This window comes from Mesobacillus zeae (assembly GCF_003570705.1).
GTDB lineage: Bacteria > Bacillota > Bacilli > Bacillales > Cytobacillaceae > Mesobacillus_C > Mesobacillus_C zeae.
In genome coordinates, this window is sequence record NZ_QWVT01000024.1 from 89,096 (window position 1) to 107,810 (window position 18,715).

The following is an 18,715-nucleotide window of genomic DNA, read 5'->3' on the forward strand; positions in this document are numbered from 1 at the left end:
GAGAGTTAAAAATAAGTGCTAGAACCCCCTTTCATTTCATACATATGAGATGAAAGGGGGTTCTTTTTTATGGCAAAAAAATGGGGCCAGCGAATAAGGAACTGGATGACCCAAAAGATGGACCTTCCGCAAGATGTCATGATGGATCTCCCCCGCGTCACAATGATTGGGCAAATCCATATTTATATTGAAAACCACCGCGGCCTTTTGGCTTTCTCCGACCGTGAATTGCGGCTGCTCTTGAAACAGGGGCAATTGATCGTAAAGGGGAAAGCGTTTGTCATAAAGACCATTATGCCCGAAGAAATCCTGCTTGAAGGGAAAATCGACCAGGTAATATATATAAATGATAATCCGGGAGGCTCTTAATGAAAAATCAATGGTCGGCAATTTTTACGGGGACAACGAAAGTGAAGGTATCTGGAAGAGGAATTGAACGGTTTTTGAATCAGCTGACAAGAAGCGGAATCAGTATATGGAATGTAAAACGGCATGGTGCAGAAGCAATTACTTTTCAAATGGGCCTTAAAGATATAAATCAGCTGCGGGGACCAGCTAGAACCAGTAAATGCAAAATACGCTTTATCGAACGGGCTGGAGGCCCTTTCTTTTTAAAGAAACTTTGGACAAACAGCGGTTTTCTGCTGGGAGGGGCAGCATTCCTGGCAGTCATTATCATCCTCTCGAACATGGTTTGGGGTATCGAGATTAACGGTGCAAGCCCGGCGACTGAGCATAAAATCCGGAAAGAATTATCCCAGCTGGGCGTGGAGAAAGGGAAGCTTCAGTTTACGGTGGAAGGCGTTGATGAAATCCAGCGTGACCTGACTGACAACATTAAGGCTTTGACTTGGGTAGGAGTTGAACTGCAGGGGACAACCTATCATTTACAGGTCGTGGAGAAAAAAGAGCCGGAGAAACCGGAAGTCCTCAAGCCGCAAAACCTGGTTGCCAAAAAGAAAGCGCTCGTTGTCAAGATGTTTGTCGAGGAAGGCGAACCTGCTGTGGAGCTAAATGAATATGTCCGGCCTGGCCAGCTGCTGGTGTCCGGGACAATTGGGAAAGAAGATGAGACAAAGTCTGTTCCGGCCCGCGGGGAGATACTTGGGGAGACATGGTACAAGACACATGTAGATCTTCCGCTTAACAGTACTTTCAAGGTGTTCAGCGGCAAAGAGAAGCGGAACTATTATTTGGGAACCGGGGGGAAGGATTTAAAAGTATGGGGATTCGGGAAGCATCAATTCAAACAGTCTGAAACGGAATCAAACCAAAATCCCATTAAAATTTTCAAATGGGAGCTCCCGCTTTCGGTGAAGAAAGAGACGATCCGGGAGCGGGAGGTGGTGGTTCGCATATACAGCGAAAAACAGGCTGTCCAAGTGGCGAAGGAATTGGCCAGGAGAGATATAAAAAGCCGCCTGCCTGAAGATGCTATAATAAAAGGGGAAAAAATTTTACATCAGTCAATCGAGAATGATAAAGTAAAACTAATCACATATTTTCGAATCATAGAGGATATTGCAGCAGGACAACCAATTACTCAAGGAGACGAATGAATGACAGAAGACTTGACAACCATGGATGTACAAATTAAAAATACAGAGGAAGCAGTTTCTCTGTTCGGTAACGCTGATGCGAACCTGAAGGTGCTTGAACAAGAACTAGGCGTTGCTGTTATAACAAGAGGAGGAAGCCTGAATGTAACGGGGCCGCAGGAAGCCGTTGAAACAGCACACGCGGTCCTTAAGAACCTCCTTTCAGTTGTCCGCAGGGGAATCAGCATCAGTCAGAGGGATGTCATCTACGCACTTGAGATGGCCAGAAAAGGTGCACTTGATTTTTTTGATGACCTCTACAATGAAGAAATCACGAAAAACGTAAAAGGCAAGGCAATCAGAGTGAAAACGCTTGGCCAAAGCCACTATATCAATGCAATCAAAAAGCATGACCTGGTATTTGGCATGGGGCCTGCCGGGACAGGCAAAACGTATCTTGCAGTTGTCATGGCTGTCAACGCTCTTAAAAACGGGAACGTAACGAAGATTATCCTGACAAGGCCTGCAGTTGAAGCGGGAGAAAGCTTAGGCTTCCTGCCGGGAGACCTGAAGGAAAAAGTGGACCCTTACCTTCGTCCGCTGTACGATGCTTTGCACGATATTCTGGGGATGGAGCATACCGCCCGACTGATTGAACGTGGAACCATCGAAATTGCTCCGTTGGCGTATATGAGGGGCAGAACTCTCGATGATGCTTTCGTCATTCTTGATGAAGCACAGAATACAACTCCAGCGCAAATGAAAATGTTTTTGACAAGGCTGGGGTTTGGATCCAAGATGGTGGTGACAGGCGACAGCACACAGGTCGACCTTCCAAAAGGAATTAAATCTGGATTGCTTGTCGCAGCGGATATACTGGATGGGGTCAAAGGCATCTCGTTCATCAGGATGGAGCAATCAGATGTGGTCCGCCACCCGCTTGTCGGCAGAATTATCTCTGCTTACGAAAAAAATGAATAACACAATGAAAGAGTTCCGCCGCCCTCGAAGATTGCAGGGCGGTGTTTTTTTGCCTCTCTTTGTCCTATCGCCCTTCATGTGTTTAGTTTCGAAGGTGAAAGTTGCGGTAAAAACTGATATGATGTAACATAATCCCAGTTTATTTAACGAACGATGGGTGATAATAGAATGTTTTGCCGGGACAGGAGGACAAGGAATGGAGAAGCTGCAGCGGCAAATGTCGGCAGTTTTAAACCTATTGAAGCTAACACCTTTCAAGATCCTATTATTTGCATTGCTTGGAATGATCATGTTTTTTGCCATGTACAGCAATGTTAAGCCTGAAAAGCTGGACCTTTCGCTTTTTTCGGTTGCAGACAAGACAATCCGCTCCCCAATCACGGTAGAAGACAGGGCTCAAACAGAGAAAAAGAGGAAAGAAGCAGTGGATCAGGTCGAGGATGTGTATATCTTGAAAAAGGAATATACACAAAACCGCGTAGACTTGCTGAATTCCATTTTTGACTCAGTCTCCGAAGTGGATGATGAAGCAAATAAAAGCATAAAACCAAAAGAAGATGGCAGTCTCCCGGACCAGGGATCACCTGAAGTCAGGCTGGACAGTTTTAAGAAAAAACTGACGGACAACGTCACCAAAAACATTTCAGACCAGTCGTTATTATCAATCCTTGCCGCGGCTAAAGACGAACTGGACATTGCCCGCGATCTTTCAGTGACTGCGGTCAATAATGTCATGGGCAAACGCATACCAGCCGATGATGTGGAGAATGCAAAAAAACGCGTGGAAGAGGAATTGAAATATACAAGTTTGAACACGGATTTAAAGGATGCCGTAATTGAACTTGGCCGCTATGCGGTAATCCAGAACGAATTCTATGATCCAGCTGCTACTGATGAATTGCGCCAGCAGGCAAGGGACAATGTGGATCCTGTGAAAATTCTTGAAGGACAAATTATTGTTGAAGAGGGTCAGTTGATCAGCAGGGATATGTACAAACAGTTAAAGCTTACAGGACTTCTTGAAAGCGAAAACTCCATCCTGCCCTTTGCCGGTCTGGGAATGCTGATTTTTATTATCCTTGCCGCGCTTTATTTCATTTTTGCAGAGAAGGAAACAAATGATAAGTCGCAGAAGGACTTGCTGATTTTCAGTATTCTTTTTATCCTGTCACTTTTGATCATGAAGCTTTTGAGTATCTTTGAGGAATTCAATTATACAGAAACGGGATATTTATTTCCCGCGGCAATGGGAGCCATGCTAGTGAAGCTTCTTATAGACGAGCGGGTTGCAATTTTTCATACTGTTGCTTTAGGTATTTGCGGAAGCATCATCTATAATCAAGGAATAACTGGTGCATTGAATGTAACTGTAGCAATTTATATCGTAGCCAGTGGGCTGTCTGCAGTCCTTTTTCTTAGGAAACATAACCAAAGAGACAAGATTTTGCAGGCAGGGCTTGTCGTGTCCCTTGTTAATATTTTTGTTCTTATGGCACTTATGTTTATTCGCAACACCCACTTATCCGGAGGTGAATACGGATTTTACTTACTGGTTGCATCGTTGTCGGGTATCAGTTCAGCAGTTTTGACAATAGGGCTGCTCCCTTTCTTTGAAGCCGGATTCGGTTTTCTTTCAACCATGAAGCTGATTGAATTAGCCAATCCGAACCACCCGCTTATCAGAAAAATCCTAACAGAAGCCCCGGGGACATACCACCACAGCGTAATGGTGGCGAACCTTGCTGAAGCTGCCTGTGAGGCAGTAGGCGCTGACGGGCTTCTTGCCAGAGTGGGATGCTATTATCATGACATTGGAAAAACAAAACGTCCCCAATTTTTTATTGAGAACCAGATGAATATTGAAAATCCGCACGACCATCTGCCGCCTCTGACAAGCAGGGACATCATCATTGCCCATGCAGTAGACGGAGCCGAAATGCTGCGGAAGCACAAGCTGCCTAAAGAAATCATCGACATCGCCGAGCAGCACCACGGGACAACGCTGCTGAAGTTTTTTTACTATAAAGCCAAACAGGCAGAGATGGAAGTAAAGGAAAGCGATTTCCGGTATCCCGGGCCAAGGGCGCAAACAAAAGAAACGGCTATCATTGGCATTGCTGATAGTGTGGAAGCGGCGGTCCGGTCGTTATCGCATCCGACCAGCGAACAAATTGAGTCGCTTGTGAAAAATATTATTTCTGACAGGCTCCAGGACGGGCAGCTGAATGAATGCGATCTTACATTGAAAGAGCTTGACAAGGTGGCCCATTCCCTGTGCGAGACTTTAAAAGGAATTTTTCACTCGCGGATTGAATATCCAGAAATGACAAAACAGAAGGTGAAAGAGGCATGAGTTTGGAAATTGATCTTTTTGACGAAGTGAATGCGCTGTCTGACGAGGAGCAGAACATAGTTCTTGAGCTCTTGAATTTAGCAGCGAGAATGGAAAAGGTAGAAGAAGGAAGCGAGGTTTCACTGACGATTGTGAGCAATGAGCGCATCCGGGAAATCAACCGCGATTACAGGGGGAAAGACATGCCTACGGATGTCATTTCGTTTGCGCTAGAAGAGGCGGGAGAAGGCGAAATGACAGTGATCGGGGAGGGACTTCCCAGAGTGCTTGGCGATATTGTGATTTCCGCAGCAAAAGCAAGGGAACAGGCAGCTGAGTACGAACACTCTTATATACGTGAACTTGGATTTCTTGCAGTCCATGGTTTTTTGCATCTGCTCGGGTATGACCATATGACAGATGCGGAAGAAAAGGAAATGTTCTCCAGGCAAAAGGAGATTTTAGATGAATATGGACTCACGCGGTGATCAGGAGGAGAAAAGTCACAGCTTGCACGTGACCTTTGGCTTTGCCCTTTCAGGCATTGTTTCAGCCGTAAGAAACGAAAGGAATATGAAGATCCACTTGTTTATTTCTGTGATGGTGGTGGTGCTTGGAGCAGTCCTCACCCTCACTAGGCTCGAATGGCTATTCATTTTGCTCGCTATTGGCGGGATGCTCGCAGCAGAAATGATGAATACCGCAGTGGAGAGGACTGTGGATCTTTGTACAAAAGAAATACACCCTCTCGCAAAGCAGGCTAAGGATATAGCGGCTGGAGCAGTGCTGATTTATGCCATTATGTGCGTTATGATCGGTCTGATTATTTTTATCCCGAAAATTTCAAGATTGATTCATTTATAGCTGTCCTTAAAGGACAGCTGTTTTTGCTGCCAAACCAACTTGTTTTTCGGTTCGTTGAAAAGGGATGATAATTTCAGTACAATGGCATAGCGGTACATAAGAAGAAGAATGTTTTTAGAAAATTTAAAATTTTTTATCTTATTTTTTGCTAAAGACAGTGAAATCAGAGGGAGAATAAGGTAAAATGAATGGAAGGAAGTTGAAGTATGAAACATCATTTTATTACAGAAGAAAGCAAAAAAAATTTGGCAATGGTTTTGGCCAGCCTTAAAGTGGATATTAAAGAGCTAATAATGATGCAGCACGAAGCTCGTTCTATGGAGGCTCTCCATGAATAATCAGAACAGCCAAGGTTTTAAATCTGGATTTGTTTCCATTATTGGCAGGCCAAATGTAGGAAAGTCGACATTCCTGAATCAGGTGATCGGACAAAAAATCGCCATCATGAGCGACAAGCCGCAGACAACCAGGAATAAAGTACAGGGTGTGCTTACGCAGGACGATTCCCAGCTGGTGTTTATTGATACGCCGGGCATTCATAAACCAAAGCATAAACTCGGCGATTTCATGATGAAGGTGGCCCAGAATACATTAAGGGAAGTTGACCTGATCCTGTTCATGGTCAATGCAGCGGAAGGGTTCGGACGGGGCGAGGAATTTATCATTGATAAATTGGAGTCTGTGAAGACACCGGTCTTTCTAGTGATCAACAAAATCGACCTTGTCAGTCCTGATGAATTGCTGTCATTGATTGATGGCTATAAAGAGAGATACAGCTTTAAAGAAATCGTGCCAATCTCTGCGCTGGAAGGAAACAATATCGACCGACTCCTTGAGCAGATTAAAGAATACATGCCAGAGGGGCCTCAATATTATCCTGCGGACCAGGTCACAGACCATCCAGAAAGGTTTATTGTTTCGGAACTCATCAGGGAAAAAGCATTGCATTTAACCAGGGAGGAAATTCCTCATTCCCTGGCTGTAGTAATTGAAAAGATGGAACGGGACCATGGCAGAGACTTGATCCATGTAATGGCGACAGTCATCGTGGAAAGAGATTCACAAAAAGGGATTGTCATTGGGAAGCAAGGAAAACTGCTGAAGGAAATAGGCCAGCGTGCCCGGGCTGACATTGAGAACCTTCTCGGTTCTAAGGTATACCTGGAACTATGGGTCAAGGTTCAGAAAGACTGGAGGAACAGGCCGTCCCATTTGCGGGATTTTGGGTTTCGTGTTGACGAATACTGATTTAGCTTTAACAGCCTGAAATGAGGGAGCCATCCATAACTTATTTGGAAAAACGAGGATTTATTCACGAAAGTCATTGACAAATTTTTTTCAACATGAAAATCTGGCTTGCAGGCAAATATATTGGTAAGGATTTGGGATGAAAACGCTAGTGAATATTTGAAAGGTGGGGTTTTCGATGTTGGATTTTACCTGGAAATTCTTTGTCCAGACAGGTAATATTGACACATATCTTCTCTTCAAGGAAATGGAGAAAGAAAGAACAGAAATACCCGGAAATCATGAGGAAGAGCTAGCTGAAATCGATTTTCCCATCTCGTAGCTTTTCCTGCAGCACTGGACGGTGAGTGAAGAAGATGCTCGAAAAATGCGAAGGAATTGTAATCAGAACGACTGATTATGGAGAAACAAATAAAATTGTAACTTTATATACGCGTGAATGGGGAAAAGTTGGCGTGATGGCAAGAGGCGCAAAAAAGCCAAATAGCAGGCTCTCCGCTGTCACCCAGCTTTTTACATACGGTTATTTTCTAGTCCAGCGGGGCAGCGGGCTAGGCACCTTACAGCAAGGTGACATGGTTTCATCGATGAGAAGCATACGCGAGGATATTTTTTTGACGGCTTACGCCAGCTATATTGCTGAATTAACGGATAAGAGTACAGACGAAAAAAAACCCAATCCTTTTTTATTCGAACTTTTGTACCAAACGCTTCAATATGTTAATGAAGAGTATGATCCGGAGATACTGGCAAACATTTATGAAATGAAGATGCTGAATGTTTTAGGACTGTATCCTGTTCTTGATAAATGTGTGAATTGCGGAAACAGGGAAGGGGTCTTCGCTTTTTCCATCAGGGAAGGCGGATTGCTCTGCCACCAGTGTCTTGGAATAGACCCGTATCACTTTAAGATTTCGTCGGGTGCTGTGAAGCTCTTGCGCCTTTTCTATATGCTGGACCTTTCCCGCCTCGGGAATATATCGGTAAAGGAAGAGACGAAGGCGGAATTGAAGAAGGTCATAACAGCTTATTACGAAGAATATTCAGGCCTTCATTTAAAGACCAAAAGGTTTCTTAACCAGATGGGCGGTTTAAAAGGTAAGCTTTAGCGTATTGACAACGCTTCAGGTTTTCGTTATGATTCAAAGTAATATTGCATATGTTGCTGAGATGGAGAAGAGTACTTATCCACCCTGTAAAAGCGATCCCGGGATGGTGTGAGCCGGGTTGCAGAGGAATAAGGAAGGCGTTCCGGAGCGACTGGTATTTAAAGAGGCTGCATTTGCAGCAAATAGGGTGGAACCGCGGGTAACTCTCGTCCCTATGCCATAACTGGCATAGAGACGGGAGTTTTTTGATTTTAAAAAAATTTTTGGTTCTGCTATTGCAACATAAAACCCTATGGAGGTGTCACAATGAATATCCAGAATATGATTCTAACATTGCAGAAGCACTGGTCCCAACAAGGCTGTATATTAATGCAGGCATATGACGTCGAAAAGGGTGCCGGAACAATGAGCCCTTATACTTTTCTTCGTGCGATAGGCCCTGAGCCATGGAGCGTGGCCTATGTTGAACCATCTCGAAGGCCTGCAGATGGACGTTACGGTGAAAACCCGAACCGCCTGTACCAGCACCACCAGTTCCAGGTCATCATCAAGCCATCTCCTGACAATATTCAGGAACTTTATCTTGATTCCCTTAAGGCGCTGGGCATTGATCCGCTTGAGCATGATATCCGGTTTGTTGAGGATAATTGGGAGAACCCTTCCCTCGGCTGTGCTGGATTGGGCTGGGAAGTATGGCTGGACGGAATGGAAATTACCCAGTTTACGTATTTTCAACAAGTAGGAGGGCTTGAATGCCGGCCTGTTTCTGTAGAAATTACTTATGGAATTGAGCGTCTTGCGTCCTATATTCAGGACAAAGAGAATGTGTTTGACTTGGAGTGGACGAATGGCTTCACGGTCAGGGACATTTTTGGACAGCCTGAATATGAACATTCCAAATACACATTTGAAACGTCTGATATGGAAATGCTCTTTAACCTCTTTAACACCTATGAGAAAGAAGCGCACAGGCAAATGGATGAAGGACTTGTCCATCCAGCGTATGACTATGTCCTGAAGTGTTCCCATGTGTTCAACCTGCTTGATGCGAGGGGAGCCATCTCTGTGACCGAAAGAACGGGCTACATTGCCAGATGCCGAAACCTTGCAAAGAAAATTGCAAAGACTTTTTATGAGGAAAGGGAAAAGCTTGGTTTTCCTATTTTAAAGCGGAAGGAGCAGGCAGAGCATGAATAAGCGAAATTTGTTGCTTGAAGTAGGCCTTGAAGAAATGCCGGCCAGATTTATCGATAACTCAATCCGTCAGCTTGGAGAGAAAATGACAGGCTGGCTGGATAAAAAAAATATCAGCTACGGCAAGGTTCAGTTGTTTTCTTCTCCTCGCCGCCTCGCTGTCCTTGTATCTGACGTTGCTGAACGGCAGGAAGACAGCCATGAGGAAGCAAAAGGACCGGCTAAAAAAATTGCCGTTACTCCCGATGGACAATGGTCGAAGGCCGCTGAAGGGTTTACCCGCGGACAGGGAATGACTGTTGAAGATATTTTTTTCAAAGAAATCAATGGGGTTGAATACGCCCATGTGAAAAAATTTATTGAGGGACAGGAGACATTTAGTCTTCTCGCTGAAATAAAAGGATTGATTACTTCCCTGAATTTTCCTAAAAACATGCGGTGGGGTGATGAAGAACTCCGGTTCATTCGCCCGATCAAATGGATTGTGGCATTATTTGGCCAGGAAGTCATTCCTTTTTCAGTTGCCGGCGTAAATACCGGGAAAGTAACGAGAGGCCATCGGTTCCTTGGCTCAGAAACGGTTCTGGATTTGCCGGAAGGCTATGAAGAGGCATTGCTGGGCCAGTATGTTGTCGCGGACGCAGAAAGCCGCAAGCAAGCTATCTTGTCGCAGCTTGAAAAGATCGAAGAAGAAAACGGCTGGGTTATTCCAATCGATGCCGATTTGCTTCAGGAGGTCACGAACCTTGTGGAATATCCAACCGCACTTTATGGGAAATTTGAGGAAGAATATCTGGAAATCCCGGAGGAAGTACTTATTACATCAATGAAGGAGCATCAACGCTACTTCCCGGTTAAGTCAAAGAGCGGTGACCTGCTTCCTCGCTTTGTGACAGTAAGGAATGGAGACCATCTCCATATAGAGACTGTTGCACGAGGGAATGAAAAGGTTCTTAGGGCAAGGCTTTCAGATGCCGCTTTCTTCTACCGTGAGGATAAAAAGCTACGGATTGAAGATGCATTAAAGAAATTAGGAAACATTGTTTACCATGAAGAAATCGGAACTCTTTCCGAAAAGACAGCAAGAGTCAGGAAATTGGCCAATCTGATCGCGGAACGTACAGGCATTGATGAGGAAGCTGCAAAAGCTGCAGACAGGGCAGCTAAAATCTGCAAATTCGACTTGGTCACGCAAATGGTGTATGAATTTCCTGAACTGCAGGGAATCATGGGTGAAAAATACGCTGTCCAAAAGGGAGAGTCTGAAGCAGTTGCTCATGCAATCAATGAACACTATATGCCACGGAATGCCGATGACAGCACGGCAGAAAGTGATGCTGGCGCTGTAGTGGCCATCTCTGACAAATTAGATACAATTGTATCTTTCTTTGCAATTGGGGTGATTCCGAGCGGGTCACAGGATCCTTACGCTTTGCGGAGGCAGGCGGCCGGTATTGCCCAGACACTGGTAGGGAAAAACTGGGGTGTTCCGCTAGAGTCCCTGATCGGGCTTTCACTCAGCCTGGTTAGCGAAGCAGGCATAGCCAAGAGAGATAACGAGGAAATTTATAAGGATTTATGCCAATTCTTTAAGCTGAGAATCAAGCATCTGCTTCAGGAGCAGGGCATTAGTTATGATATTATTGATGCTGTTTTGGGCGGAGAGCTTGGTTCAATACCAGGACTGATGAAAAAAGCGGCTGTCATCCAGGAGCACAAAGACGAAGCCGGATTTAAAGAGAGTATGGAATCATTGAGCAGGGTGCTGAATATTGCCGCCAAAGCAGAAGTAATGGGGGATATAGATCCTAATCTGTTTGAAAATCCTTCCGAAAATGTTTTGCATGATAAATATATCGATGCAGCCCGAAAAGCAGAAGCGGGAATCGAAGCCGGAGATCTCTATCAAACATTGATTGAACTTAAGCCATTTATAAATGATTATTTTGATCAGAATATGATTATGGCTGACAATCAGGGTGTAAGGGAAAACCGTTTGAATTTGATGGCAGCAATCTCGGTGCTGATTATGAAGCTTGCAAAAGTGAATGAAATCATCGTGAAGTAAAACGGTTATGCGCCTGCCTCTTAAAGGCAGGCCTTTCCGTACAGGAAGTATGTTTTTGGGTGAAAAATGTGGCCTGTTATTGAAACATACGGTCAGGTGGTGAGTCAAATAGAACTGAATAAGCGCCAAGAACTAATTCTGGAAATTGTCAAGGAAAGCGGTCCAATTACAGGCGAGCATATTGCTGACAGATTAAACCTTACCAGGGCAACACTAAGGCCGGACCTGGCGATTTTAACAATGGCTGGGTTTCTTGATGCAAGGCCGAGAGTAGGTTATTTTTACACAGGGAAATCAGGGACCCAGCTTTTAACAGAAAATCTGAAAAAGCTGTTTGTGAAGGACTATCAGTCAATCCCGGTCGTTATCAGCGAAAATGTATCAGTTTACGATGCGATTTGTACGATGTTCCTTGAGGATGTGGGGACACTCTTTGTTGCTGATGGAGCATCCCATTTGGCAGGTGTTCTTTCAAGAAAGGATTTGCTGAGGGCGAGTATTGGCAAACAGGATCTGAATCATTTGCCTGTCAATATAATCATGACAAGGATGCCGAATATTACCTTCTGTGAGCGCGATGATCTCCTGATAGAGGCTGCGAAAAAGCTGATTGAACGGCAGATAGATGCATTGCCTGTCGTCAAGGAATCTCCAGGAGGCCTCGAAATCGTTGGAAGGCTGACCAAGACAAACATTACGAAAGCTTTTGTAACGCTCGCCGATGAATAAAGGATGCCATGAAATGAGGAGCTGGGTCTGGAAATGAATCAACAGACAACTATTTATGTCGTTTCCGATTCTGTCGGAGAAACGGCTGAACTGGTAACGAAAGCCGCTGCCAGCCAATTTGCGGCTTCAAATATTATTATAAAAAGGTTTCCGTTTGTTGAAGATACTTCAAACGTAGAAGAAGTCATCACGCTGGCGAAACTGGATGGCGGGATGATTGCATATACCCTTGTGAAACCTGAAATCAACGAACATATGAGATCAGCGTCATTAAGGGAAGGAGTTCCTGCTGTCGATATTCTTGGTCCCTTAATGAAAAAAGTTTCGGATTTAAGCGGAGAGGTTCCGATGTTTGAACCAGGACTTGTCCGCAAGCTTGACGAGGATTACTTCAGAAAAGTCGAAGCGGTAGAATTTGCCGTAAAGTATGATGATGGAAGAGACCCGAGGGGAATCATGAAGGCGGATATCGTTTTGATCGGAGTTTCAAGGACATCTAAAACGCCATTGTCCCAATACCTTGCTCATAAAAGGCTGAAGGTTGCCAATGTGCCAATCGTTCCCGAGGTCGACCCGCCTGAAGAGCTATTCCGGGTACCGAAGGAGAAATGCTTTGGTTTGAGAATTTCAGCCGGCAAGCTAAACGAAATACGGCGCGAAAGACTTATATCCCTCGGACTGAATGATACAGCAAGTTATGCAACTATCGAACGTATCAATGAAGAAGCAGTATATTTCGAAAGTGTTGCCAGCCGGATTGGGTGCCCGGTTATCGATGTAACCAATAAAGCTGTGGAAGAAACAGCCAATGTAATTTTATCCCTAATACACAAAAAAACTTCGACTATCTAGCACATTTTTCTATGTGCTCTTCTTTTTGCAGAAAAGTCTTTTTGTCAAGAAAAAATAATAGCTATTTTGCCTTTTCTATACTATAATAAAAAATTGTGATAAAAAGGCCAAGATAGGGTTTAGACTTGGCAAATAACGAATAAACTATTTATTGTCACATGTCAAGAAAATAGCGACAAAAAAAATCGACAAAATTCTATTCTAAAATTTCCGGGCTTAAAGAAGGAGTTTGCGGAGTGATGTAGAATAAATACTAGTAAATTAAAGAGCCGGACTATTTTGGTTGATGCTGATTCGTGTCCGGTAAAAAAAGAAATTGTCGAAATAGCTTCATTGCATAATGTTCAACCTGTCTTTGTTGCTTCATATGACCATATGCTGACTGAATCCGGTCCAGAAACATGGATATACGTGGACCCTGGAAGCGATGCAGCGGACCTGTATATTATGAACCATGCAAACAGGGGAGACATTGCAGTAACTCAGGATATTGGGCTGGCTGCTGCCTTGCTTGGGAAAAAGGTTTATGTCCTTTCACCAAGGGGGATGTTGTATGAGGAAGATGAGATTCAATTGCAGCTCGAGATTCGCCACCTGTCAGCAAAGGCTAGGAGGCAGGGGCATTTCGGGAAAGGGCCCAGAGCTTTCCGTTCGGAAGACAGGGAAAGATTTGTGAAGGAATTGGCAAAGCTTTTGTCGAATAGTGACTAATACACCTGGGAAATGAGTAACAACTGAAAATGGAGCGGTGATCATGGCGGAGAGGATTGCCGAAGAAAAACTGAATGAAGTCCGGCAGGCAGTAGAAATTGTTGATATTGTGGGTGAATACGTCCAGCTCAAAAAGCAGGGCCGCAACTATTTTGGACTCTGTCCTTTTCATGGGGAAAATTCACCATCGTTTTCTGTTTCTCCAGATAAGCAAATTTATCACTGTTTTGGCTGCGGTGCGGGTGGAAATGTTTTTTCTTTTTTAATGGAGATTGAAGGGCTTTCTTTTCAGGAAGCAGCAATCAAGCTTGCTGAAAGGGCAAATATCCAGCTTGGCCTTGAAGCAGCAGCTCCAGCGGGGAAGAGGAAAGTTCCTGAAAATATTCGCTCAATGCTGGATGCACATGAACTGCTGAAGAAGTTTTACCATCACTTGCTTGTCAATACCGCGGAAGGCCAGCATGCGCTTGAGTATCTTCTTAACCGCGGCTTTTCAAAAGAGTCCATTGAGAAATTTCAGATTGGATATTCTCTTCCATCATGGGACTTTGCAGCAAACCTCTTGAAGAAAAGAGGTTTTGAGCAGGACGTGATGGAGAAATCCGGCCTTGTCATCAAAAAGGAACGGGACGGGACTTACTTTGACAGGTTCAGGGACAGAATTATGTTCCCGATTTTCGACCATCAGGGCAGTACGATTGCTTTTTCCGGAAGATCCCTTGGGGCCGATGAGCCCAAATATTTAAATAGTCCGGAAACAGCGATCTTTAATAAAAGCAAAATTTTATACAACTTCAGCCGTGCCCGTCCAAGCATAAGAAAGCAGCAGCAAGCCGTCTTGTTTGAAGGGTTTGCCGATGTAATTGCGGCGGACAGGTCAGGAGTTGAAAACGGTGTTGCCACAATGGGAACATCTCTCACAGACGAGCATATTTCAATTCTAAAACGAAATGTCGAGTCTGTAATAATCTGCTACGATTCCGATAACGCCGGAATTGAGGCTGCCTACCGGGCTGCAACAGCGCTCGGGGAAGCAGGCTGTACTGTAAAGGTCGCCGTTATGCCAGAAGGGCTTGATCCTGATGACTACATCAGAAGGCATGGCGACGATAAGTTCAAGAAAGATGTAATTGGTTCAAGCCTTACGCTAATGTCTTTCAAAATGCTGTACTTCAGGCGGGGAAAAAACCTTCAAAATGAAGGAGATCGCCTGCAGTATATAGAAGAAGTATTAGCTGAAATTGCAAGGCTTGAAAAAGCGGTTGAGAAGGATTTGTACCTTCGGCAGCTGGCGGGCGAGTTCTCGTTATCGCTTGATGCGCTTAGCCAGCAGGTCAAAGAAGTACAGAGCCCGCCTTCCGGGAAGGAGAAAGGCTCCCGGCGGGAAAAGGTAAGTTTCGCCCCTGTCAGGCAGACCGGCTTAAAACCGGCCTTTTATAATGCTGAAAGGCATCTGATCGCACACATGATGAGAGATGCCGACATTGCTTATAAAGCCAGGGAAATGCTTGGGGGCAGCGTATTCAATATTGATGAACATCAGGCAATCATTACCTACTTATTTGGTTTTTATGAAAAAGGGCTTGACCCCGACCCGGCAGCGTTCTTAAATTATCTTCAGGATAATAAGCTAAAAAGGGTTGTTGCTGACATTGAAATGATGTCCATCTGCCCGGAAATCAGTGAGCAGGAGTTATCTGATTATATCAAGCAGGTGTTGAATTATCAAAAAATGTTAAAAATAAAAGAAAAAGAAGCAGAGGAAAAAGCAGCGGAACGAGAGAATGACTTTGTGCGCGCAGCCTCAATCGCAATGGAAATCATCCAGATGCGAAAAACATTATAGATGATGCGGATTATGTTTTGATTCTTGGAAGGAGGGGGACATATGGCTGAAAAGTCAGCCCGTTCTAAAGAGGTCGACCCAGAAGTGACCCTTGAACATGCAAAAGACCAGTTAACGGAACTGGGCAAAAAAACCGGAGTCCTTGCTTATGATGATATTGCCGAAAGACTGGCAAGTTTTGAACTCGATTCGGATCAGATGGATGAGTTCTATGAGTTCCTTGGCGATCAGGGAGTGGAGCTAGTCGGGGAGAGTGAAGAGGCTGACCCCAACGTACAGCAACTTGCGAAAAACGAAGAGGAATTTGATCTCAATGATTTGAGCGTTCCTCCGGGTGTGAAAATCAATGACCCTGTAAGAATGTACCTGAAAGAAATCGGGCGCGTCGACCTTCTTTCTGCTGAGGAAGAAATTAGCCTTGCAAAGCGGATAGAACAAGGGGACGAGGAAGCAAAACGCCGTCTCGCGGAAGCAAACCTGCGTCTCGTTGTCAGTATTGCCAAGCGCTATGTTGGCCGCGGAATGCTGTTTCTTGATTTGATTCAGGAAGGAAATATGGGGTTGATCAAAGCTGTTGAAAAGTTTGACTATAGAAAAGGCTACAAGTTCAGCACATACGCTACTTGGTGGATCCGTCAGGCTATCACTAGGGCGATTGCGGACCAGGCCAGGACAATCAGGATTCCGGTCCATATGGTTGAAACGATCAATAAGTTGATTAGAGTCCAAAGACAGCTTCTGCAGGATCTTGGAAGAGAGCCTTCTCCGGAAGAAATTGCAGAAGATATGGATCTAACGCCTGAAAAAGTGAGGGAGATTCTGAAAATTGCGCAGGAGCCTGTATCTCTTGAAACGCCTATCGGCGAAGAGGATGATTCCCATCTGGGGGATTTCATCGAGGACCAGGACGCAACATCACCTTCAGAACATGCTGCTTATGAGCTGTTAAAAGAGCAACTTGAAGATGTTCTTGACACGCTGACGGATCGGGAAGAAAATGTTCTCAGGCTTCGTTTCGGGCTTGATGACGGACGCACACGTACACTTGAAGAAGTAGGAAAAGTATTCGGTGTTACCCGTGAGCGGATCCGCCAGATTGAAGCAAAGGCATTAAGAAAGCTAAGGCATCCAAGCCGCAGCAAACGTTTAAAAGACTTTTTAGAATAGAATGATGACAGGGAATAATTTGCTTTCGTATGGAAAGCAAATTATTCCTTTTTTATTTTCTTTACATTGCTCCGTTAGATGGCTGCAGGATGTAGCAGCGCTTGCAATTTTCTTTTTATCGAACTTTCATCGTGTTATTCTGCATTTTTACTCTATTTTACTGAATTGTCTCTCATTTTGCAAATGGAGATTAAATTTGAGTGCTGAATTCACGTTTAAATTAATATATATTTTTCATGTTATTGTTATCGTTAAATAATGATTTAATATTTGAATATTTTTAAATGTTGAGAAAAGTTAGTCAACCCTTATATAATAGAATTGCAAACGCATTCATACAGCTTAAGGGGGATGGAAATGAATTTTGATTTAACACAGGAACAGGAAATGATCAGACGGACTATCAGAGAATTTGCCGTTGAGGAAGTTGCTCCCGGAGCTCTCGAACGTGACCGTACAAAGGCATTTCCTAAGGAAATATTCAAAAAATTAGGCGATATGGGCATGCTTGGCCTTCCTTTTCCGGAAGAGTATGGCGGTGCCGGTGCAGATACAATTAGCTTTGCCATTGTGACTGAGGAATTGAGTAAAGCATGTGCTTCAACAGGGATCACTTATTCGGCTCATATATCTCTTGGCGGTGCTCCGCTCAACTTGTTTGGCACAGAAGAACAGAAGCAGCGATACCTTGCTCCAATATGTAACGGTGAATCCCTTGGAGCATTTGGCCTTACAGAACCGGGTGCGGGGTCCGATGCAGGGGGAACAAGAACAAGGGCGATAGAGGAAAATGGCGAATTCATCATCAATGGAAATAAATGCTTCATCACCAATGCCAGTTACGCGAAACACCTGGCACTTACAGCTGTCACTGATGAGAAAGAGGGAAGGAAAGAAATCAGTGCCATCATAGTCCCAACTGATGCCGATGGGTTTTCTGTCATCGACAACTACGAGAAAATGGGATTGCACAGCTCTAACACAACAGAGCTGGTGCTTGAGGATGTCAGGGTTCCTGTTGGCAATCTTCTGGGGAAGAAAGGGGAAGGCTTTAAACAGTTCCTCATCACTCTTGACGGTGGCAGGATTGGCATCGGTGCCATGGCTGTGGGCATTGCGGCGGCGGCATTAGAAAAAGCGCTCCAGTATTCTAGTGAAAGAAGGCAGTTTGGCCGTTCTTTATCCGAATTCCAGGCAATCCAGTTCAAGCTGGCAGATATGGCGATGAAAGTTGAGCTTGCGAGAAACATGGTGCATAAAGCAGCGTGGCTGAAAGACCAGGGCCGCCCTTTCACAAAGGAAGCTTCCATGTGCAAGCTCTATGCCTCTGAGATTGCCATGGAAGTCGCTGATCAAGCTGTACAGATCCACGGGGGGTATGGCTATATGAAAGAGTACCATGTGGAACGTTATATGAGAGATGCAAAGTTGTTGGAAATTGGCGAAGGAACTTCCGAAGTTCAAAGGATGGTCATTGCTAGGCTTTTAGGCTGTTAATCTGAAAAACTTCATCCTCGGATGAGGTTTTTTTGTCTAAATTATGAACTAGTGTGACAAAGTTTGCTTTTTTGCTTTTCCTCGCAACATTTTTCAAGTAAAATAAAAGTGTTTGCAATTGTTATAGAACGATGGGAAAGCCATACATAAAAAAGGAGGGGTATATTATGAACCGGAATCCAATCATGCCGTTTGTTGTAATTATGGTAATGGGGATCGTCCTAATGTTCGCGCTGTCATTTAAAGGTCTTGGAGATGCCAAGCAAGTGGCGGAAGAAAAGAAGGATGGGGGAAAGAAAACTGAAGAGGTTGCTGCTAATCCTGAGGATATTTACAAGCAGTCCTGTGCAAGCTGCCACGGAGATCAGTACCAGGGTGTTGTCGGTCCTAGCCTGAAAAAGGTCGGCGGAAAATATTCCAAGGATCAAGTTAAGGATATCCTTGTTAATGGTAAAGGCTCTGGCATGCCAGGCGGCCTTGTTGCTGGTAAAGAAGAAGAAATGGCAAAATGGCTTTCTAAAATGAAATAATTTATTTTGTCACGTCCTTTGCAACTGCAAAGGACTTTTTTTATACTAG

The 18,715-nt window shown here is 44.4% G+C and carries 19 protein-coding genes; all 19 read left to right on the forward strand.

Translation table 11 applies throughout. The features are described from left to right. Nucleotides 1-69: 69 nt before the first annotated feature. The 19 genes from yqfC to cccA all read left to right on the forward strand — a co-directional run bounded on the left by yqfC (nucleotide 70) and on the right by cccA (nucleotide 18,666). On the forward strand, nucleotides 70-369 hold the full coding sequence (gene yqfC / locus D1970_RS14440) for a sporulation protein YqfC (protein ID WP_119113578.1): 300 nt from the start codon (nucleotides 70-72) through the stop codon (nucleotides 367-369). Then, entirely contained in the window at nucleotides 369-1,559 is a 1,191-nt protein-coding gene (yqfD, locus tag D1970_RS14445; protein WP_119113579.1) for a sporulation protein YqfD, read from the forward strand. The genes yqfC and yqfD overlap by 1 nt, the downstream gene beginning before the upstream one ends. Beyond that, nucleotides 1,560-2,519 (forward strand): PhoH family protein, encoded by a 960-nt coding sequence (locus tag D1970_RS14450; RefSeq protein ID WP_119113580.1) that lies wholly within the window; start codon nucleotides 1,560-1,562, stop codon nucleotides 2,517-2,519. A gap of 196 nt (nucleotides 2,520-2,715) precedes the next feature. Next, nucleotides 2,716-4,872, forward strand: a complete 2,157-nt coding sequence (locus D1970_RS14455) for an HD family phosphohydrolase (protein ID WP_119113581.1) — start codon at nucleotides 2,716-2,718, stop codon at nucleotides 4,870-4,872. Further along, nucleotides 4,869-5,339, forward strand: a complete 471-nt coding sequence (gene ybeY / locus D1970_RS14460; RefSeq protein ID WP_119113582.1) for an rRNA maturation RNase YbeY — start codon at nucleotides 4,869-4,871, stop codon at nucleotides 5,337-5,339. Before D1970_RS14455 ends, ybeY begins: the two co-directional genes overlap by 4 nt. Further along, on the forward strand, nucleotides 5,317-5,715 hold the full coding sequence (locus D1970_RS14465; protein ID WP_119113583.1) for a diacylglycerol kinase family protein: 399 nt from the start codon (nucleotides 5,317-5,319) through the stop codon (nucleotides 5,713-5,715). Before ybeY ends, D1970_RS14465 begins: the two co-directional genes overlap by 23 nt. A 206-nt stretch (nucleotides 5,716-5,921) precedes the next feature. Then, nucleotides 5,922-6,053 carry a hypothetical protein gene (locus tag D1970_RS23055; protein ID WP_259339673.1) on the forward strand — a complete coding sequence of 44 codons (132 nt, stop codon included), beginning with the start codon at nucleotides 5,922-5,924 and terminating at the stop codon, nucleotides 6,051-6,053. Next, the gene (gene era, locus D1970_RS14470) at nucleotides 6,046-6,963 is read left to right on the forward strand and encodes a GTPase Era (RefSeq protein WP_119113584.1); all 918 of its coding nucleotides are present in this window, start codon (nucleotides 6,046-6,048) and stop codon (nucleotides 6,961-6,963) included. Before D1970_RS23055 ends, era begins: the two co-directional genes overlap by 8 nt. 178 nt (nucleotides 6,964-7,141) lie before the next feature. After that, nucleotides 7,142-7,285, forward strand: coding sequence for a YqzL family protein (locus tag D1970_RS14475; protein ID WP_119113585.1), 144 nt, complete (start codon nucleotides 7,142-7,144; stop codon nucleotides 7,283-7,285). 34 nt (nucleotides 7,286-7,319) lie between these two features. Then, a complete protein-coding gene (gene recO, locus D1970_RS14480) occupies nucleotides 7,320-8,072 on the forward strand; it encodes a DNA repair protein RecO (RefSeq protein ID WP_119113586.1) in 753 nt (250 codons plus the stop codon). A gap of 306 nt (nucleotides 8,073-8,378) precedes the next feature. Then, on the forward strand, nucleotides 8,379-9,269 hold the full coding sequence (gene glyQ / locus D1970_RS14485; RefSeq protein ID WP_119113587.1) for a glycine--tRNA ligase subunit alpha: 891 nt from the start codon (nucleotides 8,379-8,381) through the stop codon (nucleotides 9,267-9,269). After that, a complete protein-coding gene (gene glyS / locus D1970_RS14490; protein WP_119113588.1) occupies nucleotides 9,262-11,334 on the forward strand; it encodes a glycine--tRNA ligase subunit beta in 2,073 nt (690 codons plus the stop codon). Before glyQ ends, glyS begins: the two co-directional genes overlap by 8 nt. A gap of 66 nt (nucleotides 11,335-11,400) precedes the next feature. Continuing rightward, complete coding sequence (gene ccpN / locus D1970_RS14495; RefSeq protein WP_219915586.1) at nucleotides 11,401-12,063, forward strand: transcriptional regulator CcpN; 663 nt, start codon at nucleotides 11,401-11,403, stop codon at nucleotides 12,061-12,063. A 33-nt stretch (nucleotides 12,064-12,096) separates the two neighbouring features. Then, nucleotides 12,097-12,915: a pyruvate, water dikinase regulatory protein gene (locus D1970_RS14500; RefSeq protein ID WP_119113589.1), complete on the forward strand. Its 819-nt coding sequence runs from the start codon at nucleotides 12,097-12,099 to the stop codon at nucleotides 12,913-12,915. Nucleotides 12,916-13,194: 279 nt separating this feature from the next. Then, nucleotides 13,195-13,626: a YaiI/YqxD family protein gene (locus tag D1970_RS14505; protein WP_219915587.1), complete on the forward strand. Its 432-nt coding sequence runs from the start codon at nucleotides 13,195-13,197 to the stop codon at nucleotides 13,624-13,626. Nucleotides 13,627-13,669: 43 nt separating this feature from the next. After that, nucleotides 13,670-15,472, forward strand: a complete 1,803-nt coding sequence (dnaG, locus tag D1970_RS14510; protein WP_119113591.1) for a DNA primase — start codon at nucleotides 13,670-13,672, stop codon at nucleotides 15,470-15,472. A 42-nt stretch (nucleotides 15,473-15,514) separates the two neighbouring features. Then, nucleotides 15,515-16,639, forward strand: a complete 1,125-nt coding sequence (rpoD, locus tag D1970_RS14515) for an RNA polymerase sigma factor RpoD (RefSeq protein WP_119113592.1) — start codon at nucleotides 15,515-15,517, stop codon at nucleotides 16,637-16,639. Between the two features lie 357 nt (nucleotides 16,640-16,996). After that, nucleotides 16,997-18,136, forward strand: coding sequence for an acyl-CoA dehydrogenase family protein (locus D1970_RS14520; RefSeq protein ID WP_119113593.1), 1,140 nt, complete (start codon nucleotides 16,997-16,999; stop codon nucleotides 18,134-18,136). 167 nt (nucleotides 18,137-18,303) lie between these two features. Then, nucleotides 18,304-18,666 carry a cytochrome c550 gene (gene cccA / locus D1970_RS14525; protein WP_119113594.1) on the forward strand — a complete coding sequence of 121 codons (363 nt, stop codon included), beginning with the start codon at nucleotides 18,304-18,306 and terminating at the stop codon, nucleotides 18,664-18,666. Nucleotides 18,667-18,715: the final 49 nt, after the last annotated feature.